At 55.9% G+C, this 24,664-nt stretch carries 21 protein-coding genes; 16 read left to right on the top strand and 5 right to left on the bottom strand.

The window, feature by feature from the left end; translation table 11 throughout:
• The first annotated feature begins 86 nt into the window (after positions 1–86).
• A complete protein-coding gene (gene lysA / locus DD606_RS01885; RefSeq protein ID WP_003862815.1) occupies positions 87–1,349 on the top strand; it encodes a diaminopimelate decarboxylase in 1,263 nt (420 codons plus the stop codon).
• Here lysA and DD606_RS01880 read toward each other — a convergent pair.
• Positions 1,319–2,356, bottom strand: a complete 1,038-nt coding sequence (locus DD606_RS01880) for a LacI family DNA-binding transcriptional regulator (RefSeq protein WP_058659880.1) — start codon at positions 2,354–2,356, stop codon at positions 1,319–1,321. The two genes, lysA and DD606_RS01880, sit on opposite strands and share 31 nt — an antisense overlap.
• 299 nt (positions 2,357–2,655) lie before the next feature.
• Here DD606_RS01880 and DD606_RS01875 point away from each other — a divergent pair, with 299 nt between their 5' ends.
• The 4 genes from DD606_RS01875 (at position 2,656) to DD606_RS01860 (ending at position 6,741) form a co-directional block, all read left to right on the top strand.
• A complete protein-coding gene (locus DD606_RS01875) occupies positions 2,656–3,981 on the top strand; it encodes a PTS sugar transporter subunit IIC (protein ID WP_048210598.1) in 1,326 nt (441 codons plus the stop codon).
• A gap of 7 nt (positions 3,982–3,988) precedes the next feature.
• Positions 3,989–5,416, top strand: coding sequence for a glycoside hydrolase family 1 protein (locus tag DD606_RS01870; RefSeq protein WP_050871381.1), 1,428 nt, complete (start codon positions 3,989–3,991; stop codon positions 5,414–5,416).
• Between the two features lie 78 nt (positions 5,417–5,494).
• Positions 5,495–6,268, top strand: a complete 774-nt coding sequence (locus DD606_RS01865) for an FCD domain-containing protein (protein ID WP_003862809.1) — start codon at positions 5,495–5,497, stop codon at positions 6,266–6,268.
• Complete coding sequence (locus DD606_RS01860; protein ID WP_003862808.1) at positions 6,265–6,741, top strand: GNAT family N-acetyltransferase; 477 nt, start codon at positions 6,265–6,267, stop codon at positions 6,739–6,741. The genes DD606_RS01865 and DD606_RS01860 overlap by 4 nt, the downstream gene beginning before the upstream one ends.
• Here the strand turns inward: DD606_RS01860 and galR are convergent.
• On the bottom strand, positions 6,696–7,718 hold the full coding sequence (gene galR / locus DD606_RS01855; protein WP_003862806.1) for an HTH-type transcriptional regulator GalR: 1,023 nt from the start codon (positions 7,716–7,718) through the stop codon (positions 6,696–6,698). The two genes, DD606_RS01860 and galR, sit on opposite strands and share 46 nt — an antisense overlap.
• A gap of 617 nt (positions 7,719–8,335) precedes the next feature.
• Here galR and aas point away from each other — a divergent pair.
• Positions 8,336–10,495: a bifunctional acyl-ACP--phospholipid O-acyltransferase/long-chain-fatty-acid--ACP ligase gene (gene aas / locus DD606_RS01850; protein WP_023314771.1), complete on the top strand. Its 2,160-nt coding sequence runs from the start codon at positions 8,336–8,338 to the stop codon at positions 10,493–10,495.
• Positions 10,488–11,681: a lysophospholipid transporter LplT gene (lplT, locus tag DD606_RS01845; RefSeq protein ID WP_045894999.1), complete on the top strand. Its 1,194-nt coding sequence runs from the start codon at positions 10,488–10,490 to the stop codon at positions 11,679–11,681. The genes aas and lplT overlap by 8 nt, the downstream gene beginning before the upstream one ends.
• Before the next feature lie 93 nt (positions 11,682–11,774).
• Here lplT and DD606_RS01840 read toward each other — a convergent pair whose 3' ends face one another.
• The 3 genes from DD606_RS01840 to mutH all read right to left on the bottom strand — a co-directional run bounded on the left by DD606_RS01840 (position 11,775) and on the right by mutH (position 13,987).
• Positions 11,775–12,815, bottom strand: a complete 1,041-nt coding sequence (locus tag DD606_RS01840) for an NADP(H)-dependent aldo-keto reductase (protein ID WP_003862795.1) — start codon at positions 12,813–12,815, stop codon at positions 11,775–11,777.
• Between the two features lie 132 nt (positions 12,816–12,947).
• On the bottom strand, positions 12,948–13,166 hold the full coding sequence (locus DD606_RS01835) for a YgdI/YgdR family lipoprotein (RefSeq protein ID WP_003862794.1): 219 nt from the start codon (positions 13,164–13,166) through the stop codon (positions 12,948–12,950).
• A 128-nt stretch (positions 13,167–13,294) separates the two neighbouring features.
• Positions 13,295–13,987: a DNA mismatch repair endonuclease MutH gene (gene mutH, locus DD606_RS01830; protein ID WP_003862792.1), complete on the bottom strand. Its 693-nt coding sequence runs from the start codon at positions 13,985–13,987 to the stop codon at positions 13,295–13,297.
• Between the two features lie 683 nt (positions 13,988–14,670).
• On the opposite strand from mutH, the gene rppH reads away from it, so the two are divergent.
• The 9 genes from rppH (at position 14,671) to recC (ending at position 24,654) form a co-directional block, all read left to right on the top strand.
• The gene (gene rppH / locus DD606_RS01825; RefSeq protein ID WP_003862791.1) at positions 14,671–15,201 is read left to right on the top strand and encodes an RNA pyrophosphohydrolase; all 531 of its coding nucleotides are present in this window, start codon (positions 14,671–14,673) and stop codon (positions 15,199–15,201) included.
• A 12-nt stretch (positions 15,202–15,213) separates the two neighbouring features.
• Positions 15,214–17,460 carry a phosphoenolpyruvate--protein phosphotransferase gene (ptsP, locus tag DD606_RS01820; protein WP_045894997.1) on the top strand — a complete coding sequence of 749 codons (2,247 nt, stop codon included), beginning with the start codon at positions 15,214–15,216 and terminating at the stop codon, positions 17,458–17,460.
• A gap of 227 nt (positions 17,461–17,687) precedes the next feature.
• A complete protein-coding gene (gene lgt, locus DD606_RS01815) occupies positions 17,688–18,563 on the top strand; it encodes a prolipoprotein diacylglyceryl transferase (protein WP_003862787.1) in 876 nt (291 codons plus the stop codon).
• A gap of 6 nt (positions 18,564–18,569) precedes the next feature.
• Positions 18,570–19,364 carry a thymidylate synthase gene (gene thyA, locus DD606_RS01810; protein WP_003862785.1) on the top strand — a complete coding sequence of 265 codons (795 nt, stop codon included), beginning with the start codon at positions 18,570–18,572 and terminating at the stop codon, positions 19,362–19,364.
• Between the two features lie 184 nt (positions 19,365–19,548).
• On the top strand, positions 19,549–20,013 hold the full coding sequence (locus DD606_RS01805; protein ID WP_003862783.1) for a prepilin peptidase-dependent protein: 465 nt from the start codon (positions 19,549–19,551) through the stop codon (positions 20,011–20,013).
• Positions 20,004–20,564 carry a prepilin peptidase-dependent protein gene (locus DD606_RS01800; protein ID WP_032610062.1) on the top strand — a complete coding sequence of 187 codons (561 nt, stop codon included), beginning with the start codon at positions 20,004–20,006 and terminating at the stop codon, positions 20,562–20,564. The genes DD606_RS01805 and DD606_RS01800 overlap by 10 nt, the downstream gene beginning before the upstream one ends.
• Complete coding sequence (locus tag DD606_RS01795; protein WP_003862778.1) at positions 20,561–20,959, top strand: DUF2509 family protein; 399 nt, start codon at positions 20,561–20,563, stop codon at positions 20,957–20,959. The genes DD606_RS01800 and DD606_RS01795 overlap by 4 nt, the downstream gene beginning before the upstream one ends.
• Complete coding sequence (locus DD606_RS01790) at positions 20,944–21,267, top strand: prepilin-type N-terminal cleavage/methylation domain-containing protein (protein ID WP_003862776.1); 324 nt, start codon at positions 20,944–20,946, stop codon at positions 21,265–21,267. The genes DD606_RS01795 and DD606_RS01790 overlap by 16 nt, the downstream gene beginning before the upstream one ends.
• A 12-nt stretch (positions 21,268–21,279) precedes the next feature.
• Entirely contained in the window at positions 21,280–24,654 is a 3,375-nt protein-coding gene (gene recC, locus DD606_RS01785) for an exodeoxyribonuclease V subunit gamma (protein ID WP_109948504.1), read from the top strand.
• The last annotated feature ends 10 nt before the right edge of the window (positions 24,655–24,664 follow it).

Below are 24,664 nucleotides of genomic sequence, written 5' to 3'. Positions count from 1 at the left end.
TTTTGCATAGACTCACGATAAAACGATATTTTTTATTCTCTTCAGGCTATGGCGTAATGATAAAAAACAGATTTCCGGAGACGACCATGCCACGCCCGCTCAACCAGACCGAAACCGATTTAAACGCCGATAACCTGCTGCGCCTGCCTGCCGAATTCGGCTGTCCGGTGTGGGTCTACGATGCGCAGATTGTCCGCGAGAAGATCGCCGCGCTGCATCAGTTTGACGTGGTGCGTTTTGCGCAGAAGGCCTGCTCCAATATTCATATTCTGCGCCTGATGCGCGAGCAGGGCGTGAAGGTTGACTCCGTATCGCTGGGTGAGATCGAACGTGCGCTGGCGGCCGGGTTTGATCCGAAAGCCGACAGCGACGCGATCGTCTTCACCGCTGACCTGATAGACGACGCCACGCTGGCGCGCGTGCACGAGCTGCAAATCCCGGTCAATGCTGGTTCGGTGGATATGCTGGAACAGCTTGGGCAGGTCTCTCCTGGCCATCGCGTCTGGCTGCGCGTCAACCCGGGCTTTGGTCACGGCCACAGTCAGAAAACCAACACCGGGGGCGAAAACAGTAAACACGGGATCTGGTATGCCGATATGCCTGCGGCGCTGGAGGTTTTACAACGCTACAACCTCAAGCTGGTGGGCATTCACATGCATATCGGGTCCGGCGTGGATTATGGCCATCTTGAGCAGGTCTGTGGCGCAATGGTGCGTCAGGTTATCGATTTTGGTCAGGATCTGGAGGCGATCTCCGCCGGGGGAGGGCTTTCGATCCCTTACCGCGAAGGAGAAGAGGCGATCGACACGGATCACTATTACGGCCTGTGGAGCGCCGCGCGTGACAGGATCGCTGCCCATCTGGGCCATGCGGTGAAGCTGGAGATTGAGCCGGGTCGTTTCCTGGTCGCCGAAGCTGGCGTGCTGGTGGCGCAGGTGCGGAGCGTGAAGGAGATGGGAAGCCGTCACTTTGTGCTGATTGATGCTGGCTTCAACGACCTGATGCGCCCGTCCATGTACGGCAGCTATCATCACATTACCGCGCTTGCCGCCGATGGCCGCGATCTGGTCAACGCCCCGCGCATCGAGACCGTTGTTGCCGGCCCGCTGTGTGAATCCGGTGACGTCTTTACTCAGCAGGAAGGCGGGAAAGTCGAAACCCGTTCGCTGCCAGAGGTAAAACCGGGAGATTATCTGGTGCTGCATGATACCGGTGCGTACGGGGCGTCTATGTCTTCCAACTACAATAGCCGCCCGCTGCTGCCGGAAGTATTGTTTGATAACGGCGTGGCGCGGCTGATTCGCCGTCGCCAGACCATTCAGGAGCTGCTGGCGTTAGAGCTGGTCTGATTAAACCACGGCCCTGTTGTCACCGAATCGCGTAACACCAGCGTGCCGGTGAACGGCGGGATCGCTTCAACCGGCTGGTTTTTTGTCAGCCGGATCGCCTGGTCGATTGCCGTGACGATCATGTTGTCGATCGGCAAATATACCGACGACAGGGCAGGCTCCAGCCACTTTGCGCTGGGGGCATCGTCAAAACCAAACAGCGAAATATCCTGCGGGATCTTCAGCCCGGCCTGGTGTAATGCTTTGGAGGCGCCCAGGGCCATATCATCATTACAGGCAAACAGGGCGCTGAACGATGTCTTTTCCGCAATCAGCTCCTTGCACAGCTCGTAACCCCGCGTCATGCCTGCATCGCCGTATTTAATCCGCCGCTCGTCGAGACGAATACCGTGCTTCTCCAGCGCCTTACGGTAGCCCATCAGCCGCGCTTTACCCGTTGGGGTGTGGATCGGGACGGTGATACAGGCGATCTCCCGATGACCCTGGCTTATCAGGTAATCCACCGCTTTGAAGGCCGCGTCCTGCTGTTCAAAGAAGACGCAGCGATCCGCCGCCTGGCTCACTTCACGGTTAATGATCACCAGCGGCGTCTGCACGCTGTTGATCAGCTTCAGGATCGTCTTTTCGCTCATGTATCGCGTGTACAGCACGATGGCGTCGCACTTGCGGTCGGCGAGCATCTGCACCGCCTGTTCTTCCTGTTCAGGGGCGTCGTGACCGTCGGTGACAATCAGCTGTTTTCCGTGCTTTTCGGTCTGCCGTGACGCCTGCTGTAGCAAACGACCAAAGTAAAAACCGTCGAACGTCGAGACGACAAGACCAATGCTGTTGCTGGTCTGGTTAGCCAGCGAACGCGCGAGAAAGTTCGGACGATAGCCCAGCTCCTCCATCGCGCGAAATACCTGCTGACGCGTGCTCTCTTTAACCTGACCTGTGCCGTTCAGCACGCGCGAAACGGTGGCCTTCGACACGCCCGCACGCAGTGAGACATCCAGCATTGTTGCCATTCGAAATTCCTGTTTCCACGTAATGGTTTGCAGTTTAACACAGACCATCCGGCGCATAAGCGACGTGGGAAGGGCAAAACCCCATAACGATCACGCTTTTCGGTAACGATCCTCGCCAGCGGGATAAATGCCTGTCATTGGCATGCCAAAATGGTGATAAATCGCAATCTGGAATACCTCTTACCTCATTGAGAGCTTAATCACAGAACAAAGCGCCTGTGGGCGCTATTTTTGGCATACCAATAGTATCCGGCTGTCCATCTTATTCAATAAAAGCCCTTTTACTGAGGTATTACCCTATGGCATTTCAGGAAAAACTGATCGACGCTCTGGGCAGTTTTGCCACCACCTTCAACAGCTATCGCTATATCCAGGCGATCAAGTCTGCGTTTATTACCTTAATGCCGGTCATCATTGTGGGGGCGTTCTCGGTACTGATCTCCAATATGGTGCTGGATCCGAAAAACGGCCTGGCGAGCTTTCAGTCGCTGTCGTTTCTTGCGGCGTTAAAGCCGATCACCAGCGCGCTCAACTATGCCACGCTTAACTTTCTCAACATCGGTGCGGTGTTTTTAATCGGCATTGAGCTGGGGCGTATTAACGGCATTAAGTCCCTGTTCCCCGGCCTGCTGGCGGTGATCTGCTTTATCTGCGTGACGCCAACCACGGTGGAAATGCTGGTGGACGGCGAGATGCACGTGGTGAAAGACGTGCTGCTGCGCCAGTTCTCTGATACCCGCAGCCTGTTCCTCGGCATGTTTATCGCCATCCTGTCAGTGGAGATTTACTGCTGGCTGGAAAACCGCAGGGGGCTGAAAATCAGGATGCCGGACACGGTGCCGCCGAACGTCGCTGCGTCGTTCTCTGCGCTGATCCCGGCCATTATCACCACCACCGCCATCGCCACCTTTGGCTTCGTGTTTCATCAGATTACCGGCATGTATCTCTACGACGCGGTTTACCAGGTGGTGCAACAGCCGCTGGAGCGCGTGGTGCAAAGCCTGCCGGGGATCCTGCTGCTGATGTTTGTCGCCCAGCTGTTCTGGGTGATTGGTATTCACGGCAACCAGATGATCAAGCCGATCCGCGAGCCGCTGTTGCTGGGGGCAATCACCGTTAACATGAGCGCGTTCGAGCAGGGCAAAGAGGTGCCAAACATCATCACCATGCCGTTCTGGGACGTCTATATGAGCATCGGCGGCTCCGGCCTGACCATCGGCCTGCTGATCGCCGTCATGATTGCCACCAAACGTAAAGAGATGAAGGAGATCGCTAAGCTCTCCATCGGCCCGGGTATTTTTAATATCAACGAGCCGGTGATCTTCGGGATGCCAATCATGCTCAACCCGATCCTGGCTATCCCGTTCATCATCACGCCGCTGGTGACGGGCTCGATTGGCTACTTTGCCACCGTGACCGGATTTGCCGGGAAAGCCGTGGTGATGGTGCCCTGGACCACGCCGCCGCTGATCAACGCCTGGCTGTCAACCGCGGGCTCCATGGGGGCGGTGATCACCCAGTTTATCTGCATCGTGACCGCGGTGATTATCTATCTGCCGTTTGTGAAAATTGCCTCACGCCGCGCAGAGCAGGCCGCGCTGCAACAAGCCACCGATAACGCATGAGGACCGGATGAGCATAAAACAGATAACTATACCGCAGGATTTTATGCTGGGCGCGGCGGCATCGGCCTGGCAGACCGAGGGCTGGAGCGGCAAAAAGCCAGGGCAGGATTCGTGGATCGATCTCTGGTACAAGAACGATCGTCACGTCTGGCACAACGGCTATGGCCCGGCGGTGGCAACCGACTTTATTAATCGCTTCCGTGAAGACGTGGCGCTGATGAAGCAGGCGGGCCTGACGCACTATCGCACCTCGATCAACTGGTCGCGCTTTTTGACCGACTATGAAAACGCCACCGTAGATGAAGAGTACGCCGCCTATTACGACGCGCTGTTCGATGAAATGCACCGTCAGGGCATTGAGCCGATGATCTGCCTGGAACACTACGAATTGCCGGGCGTGCTGCTGGAAACCTACGGCGGCTGGGCGTCGAAGCACGTCGTCGAGCTGTTCGTTCGCTATGCGGAAAAAGTGTTTGAGCGCTTTCACGGCAAAGTCACCCGCTGGTTTACCTTCAACGAGCCGATTGTGGTCCAGACGCGCGTCTACCTTGACGCACTGCGCTGGCCCTATGAGCAGAACACCAGCACCTGGATGCAGTGGAACCACCATAAAGTGCTGGCGACGGCGAAAGTGGTGAAGCTGTTTCGCGAGAAAGGGTATGACGGCTCAGTGGGTTGTATTCTTAACCCGGAAGTGACCTATCCACGCTCGCGCGCACCGCATGACGTGCGAGCGGCAGAGATGTACGATCTGTTCTACAACCGCGTCTTTCTCGACCCACTGGTGCACGGGCGCTATCCGCAGGCGCTCTTTACCCTGCTGGCGCAGCATCAGGTGCGGTGGGACTACACGGCTGACGAGCTGGCGCTGATTGCCGACAACACCGTCGATGAGCTGGGAATTAACCTCTATTACCCGCATCGCGTTAAAGCGCCATCCCGCGCCTGGCACCCGGAGACGCCGTTCCACCCGGCGTATTACTACGAGCCGTTCGAGCTGCCGGGGCGGAGGATGAACACCTCCCGCGGCTGGGAGATCTTCCCGCGCATTATTTACGACATGGCGATGCGGATTAAAAACGACTATCGCAACATTGACTGGTTTGTAGCGGAAAGCGGGATGGGTGTGGAGAACGAAGCGCAGTTTCGCAATCGCGACGGCATTATCGATGACGCGTACCGCATCGCGTTTATCAGCGAACATCTTTATTACACGCTGCTGGCGCGGGAGGCGGGGGCTAACTGCCACGGCTATATGCTGTGGGCCTTCACCGACAACGTCTCGCCGATGAACGCGTTCAAAAACCGCTACGGGCTTATTGAGATCGACCTTGAAAACCATCGCGCACGGCGGGCAAAGAAATCGGCGTCCTGGTTCCGCCAGCTGCGCGATGAGCGTGTGCTGACGCTCAGTGTTGACGATGAATGGAAGTAAGCCTTCTGGTAAAATAGCGCACAAACTGGCCGGGAGGACGTCCGGCCCGCGCATTAACTGAAAAACACAGGTGAAAACGTGGATAAGGCTGTCATCCTGCCGGAAAAAAAACAGTACCAGGAGATTGGCGAGGATTTACGGGCGCAGATTATCCAGGGGCATTATCCCGTGGGATCGCGTCTGCCGCCGGAGCGCAACATCGCCGAGACGTATGGCGTGAGCCGCACTATTGTGCGCGAGGCGCTGCTGATGCTTGAGCTTCAGGGGACGGTGGATATTCGCCAGGGGTCTGGCGTGTACGTGATGCGCATTCCGGAGGAGCATGAAAACGAGGAAGAGCGTTTTCTGAACAGTGACGTAGGGCCGTTTGAAATTCTCCAGGCGCGTCAGCTGCTTGAAAGCAACATTGCCGCCTTTGCCGCAAAAATGGCGACGCGGGCGGATATCGACAACCTGCGCCGCATCATCGAGCAGGAGCAACGGGCGATTGCCGCCGACGATCGCAGCCAGGACAACAACAAAATGTTCCACCTGGTACTGGCGGGGGCCACACAAAACCAGATGCTGCTGGCGACCGTTGAAAGCGTCTGGCATCACATGGACAGCAGCCCACTGTGGCAGCAATTCAACGGCCACATCGCCAGCCGCGCATGGCGGCTGAAATGGCTCGGCGACAGGCAAACCATTCTCGCTGCGCTCCGCCGCCGCGACGTGATGGGGGCGTGGCAGGCGATGTTCCAGCATCTTGAAAACGTCAAAAAGAGCCTGCTTGAGCTGTCAGACGAAGACGCACCCGATTTCGACGGCTACCTTTTCGAATCGGTCCCTCTTTTCCAGGGGAAGCTGGTGTGAATATACTGCCGCTTCACGCTGCGCCGCAGTTTACACAGCAGGTGATCGACTGGATCTGGTACGCGTTTGGTGAAGGTATGCCGCGTGCCTTTTTCCAGAGCATTGTCGAGCACAGCCTGACGCCGGGCGAGTTACCGCTCACCTTTATTGCCGTTGAGGATGACCAGCTGCTGGGCACCGTTGGGCTGTGGCGTTGCGATTTAATTTCCCGACAGGATCTCCACCCCTGGCTGGCTGCGCTGTATGTCGATGAAGCCGCTCGGGGAAACGGGCTGGCGGGAAAACTTCAGCAGCATGTTATCGGCTACGCGCGACGCGCCGGGTATCACGAGCTTCATCTCTGGTCTGCCTGTCGCGACTTCTACGAACGTTACGGCTGGCACTACATCGGCGATGCGCTGGAATACCCGGATAAAACCGTCCATCTCTATCGCTGTTCGCTCACGGCTTCCGCGGGCGATACCACCGAGTGACGGCGCACTAAGGTTGGGCTGAACAGGTGAGTAATTTCCGGCGGCGGGCGATGCTCGGCCAGCGCTAACGCCAGTTCTGCCGCCTGCGTTGCCATGGTTACAATCGGGTAGCGCACGGTTGTCAGGCGAGGGCGCACGTAGCGCGACACCAGCACATCATCAAAGCCAATCAGCGAAATTTCTGCCGGGACGTCGATCCCGTTATCATTCAGCACGCCCATTGCGCCGGCGGCCATGGAGTCGTTATAGCTGGCCACGGCGGTGAAATTCCGCCCGCGTCCCAGCAGCTCGGTCATCGCCTGCTCGCCGCCGCTCTCATCCGGTTCTCCGTACGCCACAAGGCGATCGTTGCAGGGCAGACCGGCTTCGCGCAGCGCGTCGTAATAGCCCTGAAGGCGATCTTCCGCATCGGAAATTGGGTGGTTGGAGCACAGATAACCAATTCGGGTATGGCCCTGCTGGATTAGGTGACGGGTTGCGAGCCATGCGCCGTAACGGTCGTCGAGCGCCACGCAGCGGGTTTCAAAACCGGGAATAATACGGTTGATAATCACCATCCCCGGCATCTGTTTCATCAGATGGATCAGCTCGGCGTCGGGGATCATTTTGGCATGGACCACCAGTGCCGCACAGCGATGACGGATCAGCTGCTCAATGGCCTGGCGCTCTTTCTGTTCATTGTGGTAGCCATTACCAATCAGCAGGAAATTTCCGGTGTGATAAGAGACTTGTTCTACGGCTTTGACCATCGCACCGAAAAACGGATCGGATACATCCCCGACCACCAGCCCGATGGTTTCTGTCGACTGCTGGGCAAGGGCGCGCGCGTTGGCGTTAGGGTGATAATTCAGGTTTTCCATGGCGTCCTGCACGGCCTGGCGCGATGCATCACTCGCTTTAGGGGAGTTGTTGATTACGCGGGAGACGGTCGCGACGGAAACACCGGCCAGACGAGCCACATCCTTAATTGTCGCCATTCAATACCTTCTTATAGGGGTAAGCGTTTACACACTAACTAGTGTTGCGGAAAAGCGGCGCGCATTCAAGGGGAGCGGGTGAGCGTCCTCTGCAAACGTGAAGCAGAACATCCCTCGCGGTGTAATCGTTACACGGCCAGTCATGTCTGAATAATGGTAATCTGAACCTTTAGTTACACTTTGCCTCAGGCTGTTGCGATTGTCCGTTAGCAACGATGCGTTATGAATTGCTAGAGTCGAGATCCCAGAGGTATTGATAGGTGGAATCAACTTCGGTTGATTAACACGATTTACACCAACCTGCGTTTTACGCAGGTTTTTTTTTGCCTGTAAGTTCAACCTGTAACAGCAAAAGAGAATATTCACACCTGGTTGCACTTCGGCTCATTCCCTTGCGTTTTCCCGCTGGCGAAGCCTGTCGCCGGAGGCCACAATCAAGATCCCAGAGGTATTGATTGGTGAGAATTCCTGGTACGTTTTCGTACTCTTCTCTTGCACCAACCTGCGCGGATGCGCAGGTTTTTTTTCGCCTCTGTTTTTGCTATCGCTCCCTCACTACTTCTCGTGTAATCTGCCACCATTTATACCTTTCACACTGGCTGGCAAAGGGAGTTGAAATGCTTTTTGGGTTCTTCCGCACACTGTTTCGTGTCCTGTTTCGCATCCGCGTGACTGGCGATACGCAGGCACTCTATGGCGAGCGTGTTCTTATCACACCGAATCACGTCTCTTTTCTTGATGGCGTATTGCTGGCGCTGTTTTTGCCCGTGCGGCCCGTCTTCGCGGTGTACAGCTCCATCAGTGAAAAATGGTACATGCGCTGGCTCAAACCGCTGATTGATTTTGTCCCGCTCGATCCAACCAAACCGATGATGATTAAACATCTGGTGCGTCTGATTGGGCAGGGGCGTCCGGTGGTTATCTTCCCGGAAGGGCGGATTTCAGTGACGGGCTCCCTGATGAAAATTTACGATGGGGCCGGTTTTGTCGCGGCGAAGTCTCAGGCCACCGTCGTGCCGCTACGCATCGACGGGGCTGAGCTGACCTTTTTCAGCCGTCTGAAAGGGCTGGTGAAGCAGCGTCTGTTCCCGAAAATTACGCTGCATATATTACCGCCGACGTCACTGCCGATGCCCGAGGCGCCGCGTGCGCGCGACCGCCGTAAAATCGCCGGGGAAATGCTGCACCAGATTATGATGGAAGCGCGCATGGCCGTTCGCCCGCGCGAAACGCTGTATGAATCGTTGCTGTCAGCCCAGTATCGCTACGGTGCGAAGAAAAACTGCATCGAAGACATCAACTTTACGCCGGATACCTACCGTAAGCTGTTGACCAAAACGCTGTTTGTCGGGCGTATCCTGGAAAAATACAGCAAACAGGGTGAAAAGATCGGCCTGATGCTGCCAAACGCGGGTATCAGCGCGGCGGTGATCTTTGGTGCCGTCTCCCGGGGCCGCATTCCGGCGATGATGAACTACACGGCGGGCGTGAAAGGGCTCTCCAGCGCGATTACCGCGGCGCAAATCAACACCGTCTTTACCTCCCGCCAGTTCCTGGATAAAGGCAAGCTGTGGCACCTGCCGGAACAGCTGACGCAGGTGCGCTGGGTGTTCCTGGAAGATCTGAAAGCAGACGTCACGACCGCCGACAAGCTGTGGATTTTCGCGCACCTGCTGATGCCGCGTCTGGCGCAGGTTAAGCAGCAGCCGGAGGATGATGCCATTATCCTCTTTACCTCCGGCTCTGAAGGCAACCCGAAAGGTGTGGTTCACAGTCACAAAAGCATTCTGGCGAACGTCGAACAGATTAAAACCATTGCTGACTTTACCGCCAACGATCGCTTTATGTCGGCGCTGCCGCTGTTCCACTCATTTGGTCTGACCGTGGGGCTCTTTACGCCGCTGCTGACCGGTGCCGAGGTGTTCCTCTACCCAAGCCCGCTGCACTACCGCATTGTGCCGGAACTGGTTTATGACCGTAACTGCACGGTGCTGTTCGGGACGTCCACCTTCCTCGGAAACTACGCGCGCTTCGCCAACCCGTATGATTTCTTCCGCGTGCGCTACGTGGTGGCGGGGGCAGAAAAACTCCAGGACAGCACGCGCCAAATCTGGCAGGACAAGTTTGGCCTGCGCATTCTGGAAGGCTATGGCGTGACGGAGTGCGCGCCGGTGGTCTCCATCAACGTTCCGATGGCGGCAAAACCCGGAACGGTTGGCCGCATTCTGCCGGGGCTGGACGCGCGTCTGCTGGCGGTGCCGGGTATTGAAGACGGCGGACGTCTTCAGCTGAAAGGGCCGAACGTCATGAACGGCTATTTGCGTGTGGAAAACCCGGGGGTGCTTGAGGCGCCGACGGCTGAGAACGTCAATGGCGAGGTTGAAACGGGCTGGTACGACACGGGCGATATCGTGCGCTTCGACGATCAGGGCTTCGTGCAGATCCAGGGACGCGCAAAACGCTTCGCCAAAATCGCCGGGGAAATGGTCTCTCTTGAAATGGTCGAGACGCTGGCGACCGCAGTCTCAGCAGAGAAAATGCATGCGACCGTGGTGAAAAGTGATGCCAGTAAAGGCGAGGCGCTGGTGCTCTTCACGACAGACGGTGAACTGAAGCGTGACGCGCTGCTCAGGTATGCACGCGAACACGGTATCCCCGAGCTGGCGGTCCCCCGCGATATTCGTTACCTCAAACAGTTACCGGTGCTGGGCAGCGGTAAACCCGATTTCGTGACCCTGAAGGGCATGGTTGAAGAGGCAGAACAGCAAAATGCGTGAGTCAGTGCACACTAACACTTCAATCTGGTCGAAAGGCATGATGGCGGTTATCGCCGCCCAGTTTCTTTCCGCGTTCGGCGATAACGCGTTGCTGTTTGCCACGCTGGCATTGCTGAAAGCTGAGTTTTATCCCGACTGGAGCCAGCCGATCCTACAGATGGTGTTTGTGGGTGCTTACATCGTATTTGCGCCGTTTGTCGGCCAGGTGGCGGACAGCTTCCCGAAAGGTCGTGTCATGATGTTTGCCAACAGCCTTAAGCTTCTGGGCGCGGCAAGTATCTGCTTTGGTATCAACCCGTTTGTCGGCTACACACTGGTGGGCATTGGTGCGGCAGCCTACTCCCCGGCGAAGTACGGTATTCTGGGTGAGCTCACCACCGGTGATAAGCTGGTGAAGGCCAACGGCCTGATGGAGTCCTCCACCATTGCGGCTATTCTGCTGGGTTCGGTGGCGGGTGGCGTACTGGCAGACTGGCATGTGCTCGCCGCGCTTGGCATCTGCGCCCTGATGTACGGTGGCGCGGTGATCGCCAACCTGTTTATCCCCAAACTGGCCGTGGCGCGTCCGGGGCAATCCTGGCGCTTCGGGCCCATGACCGGCAGCTTCTTCAACGCCTGCCGCGTACTGTGGCGTAACGGTGAAACACGCTTCTCGCTGATGGGCACCAGCATGTTCTGGGGGGCCGGCGTTACGCTGCGTTTCCTGCTGGTGCTGTGGGTGCCGGTGGCGCTGGGCATTACTGACAACGCCACGCCGACTTATCTGAATGCCATGGTCGCCGTCGGGATTGTTGTCGGGGCCGGGGCTGCGGCAAAACTGGTGACGCTGGAAACCGTCGCGCGCTGCATGCCTGCGGGGATCCTGATTGGCGTCGGCGTTCTGTTCTTCTCCCTGCAACATGCCATATTGCCTGCCTATGCCCTGCTGTTGCTGATCGGCATGTTAGGCGGTTTCTTTGTGGTGCCGCTAAACGCGCTGTTACAGGAGCGCGGCAAACAGACCGTTGGGGCGGGTAACGCCATTGCGGTGCAAAACCTTGGTGAAAACATGGCGATGTTACTGATGCTGGGGATTTACTCGCTGGCGGTAAAAGCAGGTGCGCCGGTCGTGGCAATCGGGGTAGGATTCGGCGCGCTGTTCGCGCTGGCGATTAGCGGGCTGTGGGTCTGGCAGCGTCGTCGTTGAATTGTGCTGCCTGATGCCCTCACCCCGGCCCTCTCCCACAGAGAGAGGGTGAAAACCCTAAAAACGGCAACGTGCGTTGCCGTTTTGCTTTTATTACGGTGCCGGGTAGGTATAAACCTGATGCACCGCTTCTATCTCCGCTAATACCTCTTCACTCAGGTTCAGATTGAAACTCTCAATATTGGTTTTCAACTGATCCATCGTCGTTGCGCCGAGCAGGGTACTCGCCACAAACGGCTGACGACGCACGAAGGCCAGCGCCATCTGCGCCGGATCGAGTCCGTGGCGTTTCGCGATATCCACGTAGGCCGCAACGGCTTTTTGCGTCTGCTCGCCGCTATAGCGGGTGAAGCGGCTGAAAAGCGTGTTACGCGCGCCAGCCGGTTTCGCGCCGTTCAGGTATTTGCCCGTCAGGGTACCGAAGCCCAGACAGGAGTAGGCGAGCAGCTCCACCTCTTCGTACTGCGTCACCTCCGCCAGACCCACTTCATAACTGCGGTTCAGCAGGCTGTACGGGTTCTGAATGGTCACGATGCGCGGCAGATCGTGTTTATCGGCCAGATGCAGATAGCGCATCACGCCAAACGCCGTCTCGTTGGAAACGCCGATGTAGCGGATCTTACCCGCCCGCTGGCACTCCGTGAGCGCTTCCAGCGTTTCCAGCAGGGTAACGGCCGGAGCACTTTCGTTCCAGGTGTAGCCAAGCTTACCGAAGCAGTTCGTCGGACGCTGCGGCCAGTGCACCTGATAAAGATCGAGATAGTCGGTTTGCAGGCGCTTGAGGCTTGCATCCAGCGCGGCACGGATATTCTTGCGATCGAGGATCTGATTAGGGCGGATCCCGGCATCGTTATTACGGGAAGGTCCGCTGACTTTGGAGGCGATGACCAGCTTTTCGCGATTGCCGCGTTTCGCCAGCCAGTTGCCGACATACGTTTCAGTAAGACCTTGTGTTTCCGGGCGGGGAGGAACGGGGTACATCTCCGCCACGTCAATCAGGTTAATGCCCTGGCTGACGGCGTAATCGAGTTGTGCATGGGCATCGGCTTCGCTGTTTTGTTCACCAAATGTCATGGTGCCCAACCCCAGTTGGCTGATCTCCAGAGCGCTGTGGGGGATACGATGATAATGCATAGCCGGTTTCCTTTTTTAGACATACAGACTGCGTCAGGAACCTCCCGACAAAGGAATATAAACATGGCAGAGGGAAGGCAAAAGGGGAAGGAAAAAATCAAAAAGGCCAGCAAGCTACTGACCTTTATCTGTTTAGCGCTCGATGATCTGGGAGACTTCGTCGCGATTAATCTGCATTTGATTGCCTTCGCGATCGCGGTAACTCACCAGACCGGTATCGTCGTCGACTTCGGGTTTGCCATCGGTCAGGATCATACGACCATCTTTCGTTGACATGACATAGTCGCTGCTACAACCCGATACCGCAAACGCTAAACCGACTGCTGAGATAATTACTGCCCATTTTTTCATCGTTCTCATCCTCACCTGGCTCGTATCAAATCATAGTGTAGTAATAACCTGATATTACGACAGGTGAAAGGGGGGAAATCTTAAAAAGGAGGAGATTATGTTAGCCGGAGCGCAAAATTAGTAAAAAACTATGTTTTCAACAGGAAGTGGCGTGCCAGCAGTGCCCCGGTGAAATTCTTTTTAAGATAGAAACCGCGCGGCAGCGTCAGGATCGGTTCGCCCTGTGCGCCTACCGCTTCAGTGAGCGCTTTGCTATTGGCGGCTTTAGGACGAAGTTGCAGCACTTCGCCATGCCGGGCGGTGATCCGCTCAACCTGTCCCAGCACAATCATGTCCATCAGCTCTTCCCAGTCCTGGGAAAGCAGTCTCTCCTCTTCATCATTCGGACTCCAGAGCAGCGGGGCGCCAACGCGACGCTCTGCCAGCGGGATCTGCCTGTCGCCCTCAACGGGTACCCACAACACCCGCTTCAGCTTATGCCTGACGTGGCTGGTTTCCCAGGTCACTCCGCTGTTACCCGTGAGCGGCGCAACGCAGACAAAGGTGGTTTCCAGCGGCCGCCCCTGGCTATCGATGGGGATCGTCTTCAGTTCCACCCCCAGCGCCGCAAAATCTTGCTCGGGTTTACTGCCCGCGCTTGCGCCCAGCCAGCGTTCCAGCAACACGCCGATCCAGCCCTTATCACGCTTTAGATCGTTGGGTATCGTCAACCCCGCCATCACGGCCAGCTCGCCCAGTGAATAGCCTGCCAGACGTTGCGCCTGCTGGAGCAACTGGGCTTCACTGACGGGAGGGGAGAGCAGTGGGGCGAGAGAATGCATACTAACAACCTTTTGATTAAAAAATGAGCTGATATTTTATCCCTTGTGGACAGAGTTTACCTTTTTCTGAGTGAATATCCCATGCGTATGATTTATTTCATCTTTTTTAGACTATAGCCCGTCGCGCCGCGGCTAAAAAACAGGTTGTGCAATTCTGGTCACTGACAATAAACAGGATCTTACACCATGTTATCCACAGAAAAATGGGATAACTGGGAATAACTGCCACTACTGTTTCAATTTACAGCCTTGACGTGCGATGAAAATCGAATTTTCACACAAATTGTGCCTAACTTATTGGCACAATCTGTGGATAAAACCGACGCTGTTCGATCTTTCATCAGCAGGAGGATCTTTGATGTGACGATCGTCACGTTAATCGCCTCTGGTACCCTTAATTCCAATCTAATATTATGAATTTAAATGATTTATTATTGGCAGGGTAAATTGGCGTTTCGTCGGGTTACAAGGTTGTTCATCGGTAATTCCGCACTTCTTCACAACTATATCCACAGAAAAGGTGAATAAAAATGGTCTCTGTCGCCCGCATCTGTTTATAACTCCTCACTAAATTGTGAGTTATTCAAATGTTATTAGGTTGCAGGCCTGTAAGAGAGTGGTTTACCGCCTCCCTGTAGTGTGAAACAATCATTCATATATCAGATTTAGTTTGGGGTAGTCCGGTGATTGATGACGATGGCTACCGCCCAAACGTAGGAATAGTAATTTGTAATCGTCAGGGCCAGGTGATGTGGGCCCGGCGATATGGTCAGCACTCCTGGCAGTTCCCGCAAGGCGGGATCAATCCTGGAGAGTCCCCAGAACAAGCGATGTACCGGGAGCTGTTTGAAGAGGTTGGTTTAAGCCGAAAAGATGTTCGTATTCTGGCTTCGACCCGCAACTGGTTGCGTTACAAGTTACCGAAACGTTTGGTGCGTTGGGACACAAAGCCGGTTTGTATCGGCCAGAAACAGAAGTGGTTTCTTTTGCAGTTGGTGGGCAACGATTCAGATATCAATATGCAAACCAGCAGCACGCCAGAGTTTGATGGCTGGCGCTGGGTAAGCTACTGGTATCCGGTTCGTCAGGTCGTGTCATTTAAGCGCGATGTATATCGTAGGGTGATGAAAGAGTTCGCAAGTGTCGTGATGCAGCTTCAGGAGACGCCTCCGAAGCCACAGAGCGCACCTGCCTGGCGACGTAAAAGAGGTTAAGCTACGCAAATCATGCTCACCCGCTTGCGAGAAATAGTTGAAAAGGTTGCCAGTGCGCCTCGCCTCAACGAGGCGCTGAATATTCTGGTGACGGACATCTGTCTTGCGATGGAAACCGAGGTCTGTTCGGTCTACCTGGCCGATCATGACCGACGTTGCTACTACCTGATGGCAACCCGCGGTTTAAAAAAACCACGGGGACGTACCGTCACGCTCGCGTTTGATGAAGGTATTGTTGGCCTGGTCGGGCGACTGGCGGAGCCAATCAACCTTGCCGATGCGCAAAAACACCCCAGCTTCAAATATATCCCTTCCGTCAAAGAGGAGCGGTTCCGCGCTTTCCTTGGCGTGCCGATTATTCAGCGCCGCCAACTGCTTGGCGTGCTTGTTGTCCAGCAACGAGAGTTGCGGCAGTACGACGAAAGCGAGGAGTCTTTCCTCGTCACGCTGGCAACGCAGATGGCTGCTATCCTCTCCCAGTCTCAGCTGGCAGCCCTTTTTGGGCAGTATCGTCATACCCGCATCCGCGCGCTTCCGGCCTCGCCGGGCGTCGCGATTGCCGAAGGCTGGATGGATGCCACGCTCCCGCTGATGGAGCAGGTCTATGAAGCCTCGACGCTGGATGAAGCGCTTGAGCGCGAACGGCTTACCGCTGCGCTGGAAGAGGCGGCGAATGAGTTTCGTCGCTACAGCAAACGCTTTGCCGCTGGCGCGCAAAAAGAGACGGCGGCTATTTTCGATCTCTACTCACACCTGCTTTCCGATGCGCGTTTGCGTCGTGAGTTATTTGCCGAGGTCGATAAAGGGTCGGTGGCAGAATGGGCGGTTAAAAAGGTCATTGAAAAATTTGCTGAGCAGTTTGCGGTGCTGACTGACGGTTATCTGAAAGAGCGCGCCGGCGATTTACGCGCGCTTGGGCAACGTCTGCTGTTCCACCTCGATGATACTATTCAGGGGGCGAACGCCTGGCCGAACCGGTTTGTGCTGGTGGCCGATGAACTCTCAGCGACGACGCTGGCTGAATTACCGCAGGACAGGCTGGCGGGCGTGGTGGTGCGCGATGGCGCTGCTAACTCCCATGCCGCCATTATGGTGCGCGCGCTCGGTATTCCGACCGTGATGGGGGCGGATATTCAGCCCTCCGTACTGCATCGCCGTACGCTGGTGGTGGACGGATACCGTGGTGAGTTGCTGGTGGATCCTGAACCGGTTCTCCTTCAGGAGTACCAGCGTCTTATCAGCGAAGAGAATGAATTAAGCAAGCTGGCGGAAGATGACGTCAACCTGCCCGCGCAGCTCAAGGGCGGTGAGCGGGTGAAGGTGATGCTCAACGCTGGCTTAAGCCCCGAGCATGAAGAGAAGCTCGGCAGCCGCATCGATGGCATCGGCCTCTACCGCACTGAAATACCGTTTATGCTGCAAAGCGGCTTCCCGTCAGAAGAGGAGCAGGTGGCGCAGTATCAGGGCATGTTGCAGATGTTTAATGACAAACCCGTCACGTTGCGCACCCTGGACGTCGGCGCGGATAAGCAACTGCCCTATATGCCCATCAGTGAAGAGAATCCCTGCCTCGGCTGGCGTGGGATCCGCATAACCCTCGATCAGCCGGAAATCTTCCTTATCCAGGTTCGTGCCATGCTGCGTGCCAACGCGGCCACGGGGAATCTCAGCATTTTGCTGCCGATGGTCACCAGTATTGACGAGATCGACGAAGCGCGGCGGTTGATAGAACGTGCAGGGCGCGAAGTGGAAGAGATGATCGGCTATGCGATCCCTAAACCCCGTATCGGCGTGATGCTTGAAGTGCCTTCGATGGTCTTTATGTTGCCGCAGCTGGCGACCCGCGTTGATTTTATCTCCGTTGGTACCAACGACTTAACGCAATACATTCTGGCAGTCGATCGCAACAATACGCGTGTTGCCAGCATCTACGATAGCCTGCACCCGGCGATGCTTCGTGCCCTGGCGATGATCGCCCGCGAAGCCGAGCAGCATAATATCGACCTGCGCCTGTGCGGTGAAATGGCCGGCGATCCGATGTGCGTGGCGATCCTGATTGGTCTCGGTTTCCGTCACCTGTCAATGAACGGACGTTCCGTTGCGCGTGTGAAATACCTGTTACGTCACATCGAACAAGATGAGGCGCGCGAACTGGCCGCGCGTAGCCTGGAAGCACAGCTGGCAGCCGAAGTGCGCCATCAGGTGGCTGCGTTTATGGAGCGACGCGGCATGGGCGGTTTGATCCGCGGCGGCCGCTGATCCCCACAAAATAATGACTGCTCGGACGACCCCTCTCCCTTTAGGGAGAGGGATGGGGTGAGGGAGAACAGCGCGCATAAACCCCTATACACATCTTTTACATCTCAGGCGCATCCTCCGCGCCTGCCTTATGCTATGATTCGCAACTTTGGAGCACCTGCCAACGGCGGGAATGCAATTCACCCGCTGTCCACTTTCAGCGGAATAACAACATCTTGTGGTGACAGATGAACAGTGGTTATCTGCATTTTCCGGAATTCGATCCGGTTATTTTCTCAATAGGACCTGTAGCGCTGCACTGGTACGGTCTGATGTACCTGGTGGGCTTCGTTTTTGCCATGTGGCTTGCTGGCCGTCGCGCCAGTCGTCCGGGCAGTGGATGGACGAAGAACGAAGTGGAAAACCTGCTTTATGCCGGCTTCCTCGGCGTATTCCTGGGAGGTCGCATCGGTTATGTCCTGTTCTATAATTTCCCGGTATTCCTGAACGACCCGCTCTATCTGTTCCGCGTCTGGGACGGCGGTATGTCCTTCCACGGCGGACTGATTGGTGTGATCCTCGTGATGGTGATCTTCGCCAGACGCACCAAACGCAACTTCTTCCAGGTGGCTGATTTTATTGCGCCGTTAATCCCGTTTGGGTTGGGCGCAGGGCGTCTGGGCAATTTCATCAACGGTGAGCTGTGGGGGCGTGTCGATCCGAGCGTGCCGTTTACCATGCTGTTCCCGGGCTCCCGCGCAGAGGATATCGCGCTGCTGCCTTCGCATCCTGAGTGGCAGTCCATTTTCGATACCTACGGCGTCCTGCCGCGCCATATGTCACAGCTCTATGAGCTGGCGCTGGAAGGCGTGGTGCTGTTCATCATCCTGAATCTTTATATCCGCAAACCGCGTCCAATGGGGGCTGTCTCCGGTCTGTTCCTGATTGGCTACGGCGCGTTTCGTATCATCGTCGAGTTCTTCCGCCAGCCGGATGCGCAGTTTACCGGTGAATGGGTACAGTACATCAGCATGGGGCAGATCCTCTCCATCCCGATGATTGTCGCGGGTGCCATTATGATGATTTGGGCGTATCGTCGTCGTCCACAGCAACAACTTTCCTGAGGAATCATGAAACAGTATCTTGAATTGATGAAAAAAGTGCTCGACGAGGGCACGCCGAAAAACGACCGCACCGGCACCGGTACGCTCTCCATTTTTGGCCACCAGATGCGCTTCAATCTGCAAGAAGGCTTTCCTCTGGTGACAACGAAGCGCTGCCATCTGCGCTCGATCATTCATGAACTGCTCTGGTTCCTGCAAGGCGATACCAACGTTGCTTATCTACATGAAAACAATGTCTCCATCTGGGACGAGTGGGCAGATGAGAACGGCGACCTGGGTCCGGTCTACGGCAAGCAATGGCGCGCGTGGCCTACCCCGGACGGCCGCCATATCGACCAGATCACGACCGTCATAAACCAGCTGAAAAATGATCCGGACTCGCGCCGTATCATTGTCTCTGCCTGGAACGTGGGTGAACTGGATAAAATGGCGCTGGCGCCTTGCCACGCGTTTTTCCAGTTTTACGTGGCGGACGGCAAGCTCTCCTGCCAGCTCTATCAACGCTCCTGCGACGTGTTCCTCGGCCTGCCGTTTAACATCGCCAGCTACGCGCTGTTGGTGCATATGATGGCGCAGCAGTGCGATCTTGAAGTGGGCGATTTTGTCTGGACGGGCGGTGATACCCACCTCTACAGCAATCATATGGAACAGACGCATCTCCAGCTGACGCGCGAACCGCGTGCATTGCCGAAGCTGGTGATCAAACGTAAACCGGACTCGATCTTCGATTACCGTTTTGATGATTTCGAGATTGAGGGTTACGACCCGCATCCCGGCATTAAAGCTCCTGTCGCCATCTGATACGGCAAATCCTGACACAACCGGTGCTCTTTAGCGCCGGTTTTTTTTCACGCCCGTTTTGTTTTTCGAACCTGTTTCCAGAGATGATGCAACGCGTTGCAACGGGTGAAAATCTCCTGAAAGCGGCTCGTAAAGTTCTGGTTTGACGCTCGCACCGTTTCTGCTATTCCTCCACACTCCCGCCATGAAAAACGAACAAGGCTTTACGCTTATCGAAACCCTTATCGCCGTTTCGCTGGCAGTGATCCTCAGCGCCACAGGACTCTATGGCTGGGACAGCTGGCAGCAGCGGCAGCGGCTTTGGCAAACCGCCTGCCAGGTGCGGGATTACCTGGTGTTTTTGCGCAATGACGCCAACCGTCACAACAGCGAGCACAGGATCGCGCTGTATAACGACGGTGAAAAGAACTGTCTGGCCAGTTCAGCGGTGACCGGTTGTGACAGCGGCGGACCGTTCGTGATGAAGCCGATGTGGCCAGGGGTCACGATAAGCGACATAACACCTGCGCTGGGATTTTACGGTTTAAGAGATACCGCGTGGGCCGGACATATCCGGGTGCAGAGCCGCGCTGGTGGGTGGTGGGTTATTGTCTCAAATGGCGGACGTATCAGGCTGTGTAATGCCGCAGGAGAAGGTGCATGCCAGTAAATCGAAAAGGGTTTTCCCTGCTGGAAGTGCTGATTACGATGACGATAAGCAGCATTCTGTTACTCAGCACGTCACGTTTTTTACCGGGGCTACAGCGGGGGGTTTTACTGCAATCCGGGCAGCAGGAGCTGGAGGATGAGGTCTGGCAACGTCTGTTCGCGGTCGGTAAACAATTTCAGAGAGCAGGATACTGTGCAGGGCATTGCCAGGGACAGGGGATGATCATCGGCAGGCAAGGACGATGTGCGATTGTGCAATGGGATGCGAACAGCAACGGCCAGTGGGATAGCACCGCGTCAGAAAACGACAGTACGGGATTCCGGCTTGAGTCCGGATCGCTTGAAACGCTGCGGGGCGCCACATCCTGTGACGGTAAGGGATGGGATAAGCTCACCGACCCGGATCGGGTCCTGATAGAGCAATTTATGGTCACTAAAACCGATCGTGCCGGCTTTGCGCCGGTCATCAGTATCGAGCTGCGTGCCCGCCGTAAAGGTGAACTGACCGCCCCCTTTTCAGCTCGCCATACCGTAACGGGGTTTAATCTGTGAATCGTCAGCGGGGCATGTCATCGCTGGCGCTGGTCCTGCTATTGCTGGTGCTCGGCACGCTGATCCTCACCGGATTAAATCAGCAGTTGCAAACCTTTAGCACGCTGGTAAGTGGCGAGAGTTTGTCTGTTCGCCAGCAGGCTGCCGTGCAATCTGCACTGGAGTGGGGGCGCGTTCAGGAATGGGCTTTACAGCCAGAGGTTCAGTGCAAACAGACACAGCGTTTGCGGGTCTGTGTAAGGTTGTTTGGGGAGCGTGTTTTGCTTATTGCCGGCAATGACGATCTGTTGCTATGGCAAGGCGGGGACATCGCGGAAGGGCAGATACGCTTTTCCGCCCACGGCTGGAGTGATTTCTGCCCCCTTAAGGAAAGTACGCTATGTCAGTTACCCTGAGCAGACAAAAAGGATTTAGCATGGTTGAGGTTTTGCTGGCAATGATGTTGCTGGTTGTGGTTGTGACGGCGTTATCCGGATATCATCGCGCGCTGGCAGCCCGGTATGCGGCGCTTAGCCAGTATCGTCAGCTATGGCATCATGCATGGAATCAATCGCAGATCTCAACATTAACGCTCCCGCCGGGCTGGCAGGTCAGTCGGGGGCAGACAACACAGTCCGGATGTGTCAGCATCACGGTCACACTTATTTCTCCTATGGGGCGGCAGGGCGCGTTAACGCGTCTGCACTGCCCGGTTAGCCGCTAGTCGGGAGCGTTTATGCTAAGGGTTTACCACTCAAATCGTCTGGATGTGCTGGAAGCACTGATGGAGTATATCGTTGAGCAAGAGCGTCTTGACGATCCGTTTGAGCCAGAAATGGTGCTGGTGCAGAGCACCGGTATGGCGCAGTGGCTGCAAATGTCCCTTTCGCAGAAATTTGGCATTGCGGCGAACATCGATTTTCCGCTGCCCGCGAGCTTTATCTGGGAGATGTTTGTTCGCGTCCTGCCGGACATCCCTGAGCAGAGCGCCTTCAACAAACAAAGCATGGCCTGGAAACTGATGACGCTGCTGCCGGACATGCTGGCGCGTGATGAGTTTGCCATGCTGCGGCACTACCTGAATGACGACACCGACAAGCGTAAACTTTTCCAGCTGGCCTCACGTACTGCCGACCTCTATGACCAGTATCTGGTTTACCGTGCAGACTGGCTGATTCGCTGGGAAGCAGGAGAATTAGTCGATGGGTTACCGGAAGCGCAAATCTGGCAGGCGCCGCTCTGGAAAGCGCTGGTCGAGCATACCGGGAAACTCGGTCAGCCTAAGTGGCACCGTGCTAACCTGTACGAACGCTTTATCTCGATACTTGAGAACAGCGCAGAACGGCCAGCCCGTTTGCCGTTACGCGTGTTCATTTGCGGTATCTCCGCGTTGCCCCCTGTCTACCTGAACGCGCTAAAAGCGCTCGGTAAGCACACTGATATCCATATCCTCTTTACCAACCCGTGTCGGCACTATTGGGGGGATATTCAGGATCCGCGCTGGCTTTCACGGCTGGTCACCCGTCAGAGAAAACGTCTCTTTGAAGAACGCGCGGTGCCGCTGTTTAAAGACAGTGAAAACGCGGCGCAGCTTTTTGATGAAGAGGGGATTCAGAACCTGCCGAACCCGCTGCTTGCCTCGTGGGGCAAGCTCGGACGTGACTATATTTATCTGCTTTCAGATATCACCTCCTCGGGAGAAGGTGATGTGGATGCGTTTGCCGATATTACGCCGGATAGCCTGCTGCACAATATTCAGCTTGATATTCTGGATTTAGAGAACCGTGCCGTTGCCGGGATCACTGCCGAGGAGTTTGCGCGAAGCGATAAGAAGCGAAAACTGGATCCTGACGATCGTAGTATCGCGATCCACGTTTGTCACAGCCCACAGCGTGAAGTTGAAATTCTTCATGACCGCCTGCTGGCCATGTTGCAGGACGACCCAACCCTGACACCGCGCGATATCGTGGTGATGGTGGCGGATATCGACAGCTACAGCCCGTTTATTCAGGCGGTATTTGGCAGCGCAACGGGCGACCGCTATCTGCCCTACGCAATCTCTGACCGTCGCGCTCGTCAGTCACACCCGGCGCTACAGGCCTTTATCAGCCTGCTTTCGCTGCCTGATAGCCGGTTTATCTCTGAGGATGTGCTGGCACTGCTGGATGTGCCAGTTCTGGCCGCACGTTTCAACATTAACGAAGAGGGGTTGCGCTATCTGCGCCAGTGGGTCAACGAATCCGGTGTCCGCTGGGGTATCGACGATGATAACGTCCAGGAGTTCGAACTGCCAGCAACCGGCCAGCATACCTGGCAGTTTGGGCTGACGCGCATGCTGCTGGGGTATGCAATGGAGAGCATCCACGGCGAATGGAATGACGTGCTGCCGTACGATGAATCCAGTGGGTTGATCGCGGAACTGGTTGGTCACTTAGCCTCGCTGCTTATGCAGCTCAACCGCTGGCGCCGTGCATTGATGCAGCCCCGCCCGCTCGAAGAGTGGCTGCCAGTTTGCCGCGAAATGCTGAATGATTTCTTCCTGCCGGACAGCGAAACTGAAGCCGCCATGGCGCTTATCGAGAAGCAGTGGCAGGCCATCGTTGATGAAGGGGTTAATTCGCACTATCACGAGGCGGTTCCCCTTTCGCTTCTGCGTGATGAGCTGACGCAACGTCTCGATCAGGAGCGCATCAGCCAGCGCTTCCTTGCGGGGCCGGTGAATATTTGTACCCTGATGCCAATGCGTTCAATCCCGTTCAAAGTGGTCTGTCTGCTTGGCATGAACGACGGTATTTATCCGCGTGCGCTGCCGCCTCTGGGCTTTGATCTTATGAGCGCACAACCGAAGCGGGGTGACCGCAGCCGCCGCGATGATGACCGTTATCTCTTCCTTGAGGCGCTGATGTCTGCGCAAAGCAGGCTGTATATCAGCTATATCGGACGTTCAATTCAGGATAACAGCGAGCGTTTCCCGTCTGTGCTGGTGCAGGAGCTGGTGGACTACATTGGACAGAGCCACTATCTGCCGGGCGATGAAGCCTGCAACTGCGACGAAAGCGAACGTCGGGTGATAGCGCATATCACTTGCCACCATAGCCGTATGCCGTTCGATCCTGTCAACTACGTTCCTGATGAACTGCAAAGCTATGCCCGCGAGTGGCTTCCCGCCGCGAAGAAAGCGGGGACGCCGCAAACCGATTTTATTCAGGCGCTCGAACCGCGCGCTATAGACACCCTCACGTTTGAGCAGCTACAGCGCTTTTGGGCACACCCGGTTCGGGCGTTTTTCCAGCAACGCTTGCAGGTGAATTTCCGCTCTGAAGAGAGCGAAATCCCCGATGCGGAACCGTTTATTCTTGATGGGCTGGAGCGTTTTAAGCTTAATTCCCAGCTTCTGAATGCGCTGGTTGACGAAGAAGACGCCAGTAAACTGTTTCGACGTTACAGGGCGTCGGGATTACTTCCGTATGGTGCATTCGGCGAAATCGTCTGGGATGCCCAGTGCGAGGAGATGCGAGCGCTAGCTGACCGCGTTATCGCGTGTCGGCAGCCGGCGAGCAGCATTGAAATCGATCTCGATTGTAACGGTATGCACCTTAGCGGCTGGCTCACGCACGTGCAGTCTGACGGGCTGCTGCGTTGGCGCCCATCCATGCTCAGCGTTTCACATGGCCTGCAACTCTGGCTCGAACATCTTGTCTACAGTGCGAGTGGTCACGAAGGTGAAAGCCGGTTGTTTGTACGTAAGGACGGCGAATGGCGCTTCCCGCGGATGGAGCCTGAGCAGGCGTTGACGTACCTGTCGCTTTATATTGAAGGTTACCGTCAGGGCATGAACAAACCCCTGCTTTTGCTGCCTGAAAGTGGGGGGGCATGGATAAAAGCCTGTTATGACGCGCAGAATGATGCCATGTTAACGGATGAGGCTTCGCTCCAGAAAGCGCGCAGCAAGTTTTTGCAGGCCTACGAAGGGAACATGATGGTACGTGGCGAAGGTGACGATGTCTGGTATCAACGTTTATGGCGAACGCTGGAGCCAGAATATTTCGACATTATCACCCAGGAGGCGCAACGCTACCTGTTACCGTTATACAAATTTAATCAGTCCTGAGTGCTGTATA

It is taken from the genome of Enterobacter cloacae complex sp. GF14B (assembly GCF_004136805.1).
Taxonomy (GTDB): Bacteria; Pseudomonadota; Gammaproteobacteria; order Enterobacterales; family Enterobacteriaceae; genus Enterobacter; species Enterobacter hormaechei_C.
This window is presented reverse-complemented; position numbering and strand designations above follow the sequence as displayed.

Bases quoted from the DNA above. Each gene is read 5' to 3' on its own strand.
- aas (WP_023314771.1), top strand. From the start codon at position 8,336: ATGCTTTTTGGGTTCTTCCGCACACTGTTTCGTGTCCTGTTTCGCATC.
- lplT (WP_045894999.1), top strand. From the start codon at position 10,488: ATGCGTGAGTCAGTGCACACTAACACTTCAATCTGGTCGAAAGGCATG.
- galR (WP_003862806.1), bottom strand. From the start codon at position 7,718: ATGGCGACAATTAAGGATGTGGCTCGTCTGGCCGGTGTTTCCGTCGCG.
- lgt (WP_003862787.1), top strand. From the start codon at position 17,688: ATGAACAGTGGTTATCTGCATTTTCCGGAATTCGATCCGGTTATTTTC.
- ptsP (WP_045894997.1), top strand. From the start codon at position 15,214: ATGCTCACCCGCTTGCGAGAAATAGTTGAAAAGGTTGCCAGTGCGCCT.
- lysA (WP_003862815.1), top strand. From the start codon at position 87: ATGCCACGCCCGCTCAACCAGACCGAAACCGATTTAAACGCCGATAAC.
- recC (WP_109948504.1), top strand. From the start codon at position 21,280: ATGCTAAGGGTTTACCACTCAAATCGTCTGGATGTGCTGGAAGCACTG.
- thyA (WP_003862785.1), top strand. From the start codon at position 18,570: ATGAAACAGTATCTTGAATTGATGAAAAAAGTGCTCGACGAGGGCACG.
- DD606_RS01880 (WP_058659880.1), bottom strand. From the start codon at position 2,356: ATGGCAACAATGCTGGATGTCTCACTGCGTGCGGGCGTGTCGAAGGCC.
- DD606_RS01800 (WP_032610062.1), top strand. From the start codon at position 20,004: ATGCCAGTAAATCGAAAAGGGTTTTCCCTGCTGGAAGTGCTGATTACG.
- DD606_RS01805 (WP_003862783.1), top strand. From the start codon at position 19,549: ATGAAAAACGAACAAGGCTTTACGCTTATCGAAACCCTTATCGCCGTT.
- DD606_RS01875 (WP_048210598.1), top strand. From the start codon at position 2,656: ATGGCATTTCAGGAAAAACTGATCGACGCTCTGGGCAGTTTTGCCACC.
- DD606_RS01835 (WP_003862794.1), bottom strand. From the start codon at position 13,166: ATGAAAAAATGGGCAGTAATTATCTCAGCAGTCGGTTTAGCGTTTGCG.
- DD606_RS01870 (WP_050871381.1), top strand. From the start codon at position 3,989: ATGAGCATAAAACAGATAACTATACCGCAGGATTTTATGCTGGGCGCG.
- DD606_RS01840 (WP_003862795.1), bottom strand. From the start codon at position 12,815: ATGCATTATCATCGTATCCCCCACAGCGCTCTGGAGATCAGCCAACTG.
- DD606_RS01790 (WP_003862776.1), top strand. From the start codon at position 20,944: ATGTCAGTTACCCTGAGCAGACAAAAAGGATTTAGCATGGTTGAGGTT.
- mutH (WP_003862792.1), bottom strand. From the start codon at position 13,987: ATGCATTCTCTCGCCCCACTGCTCTCCCCTCCCGTCAGTGAAGCCCAG.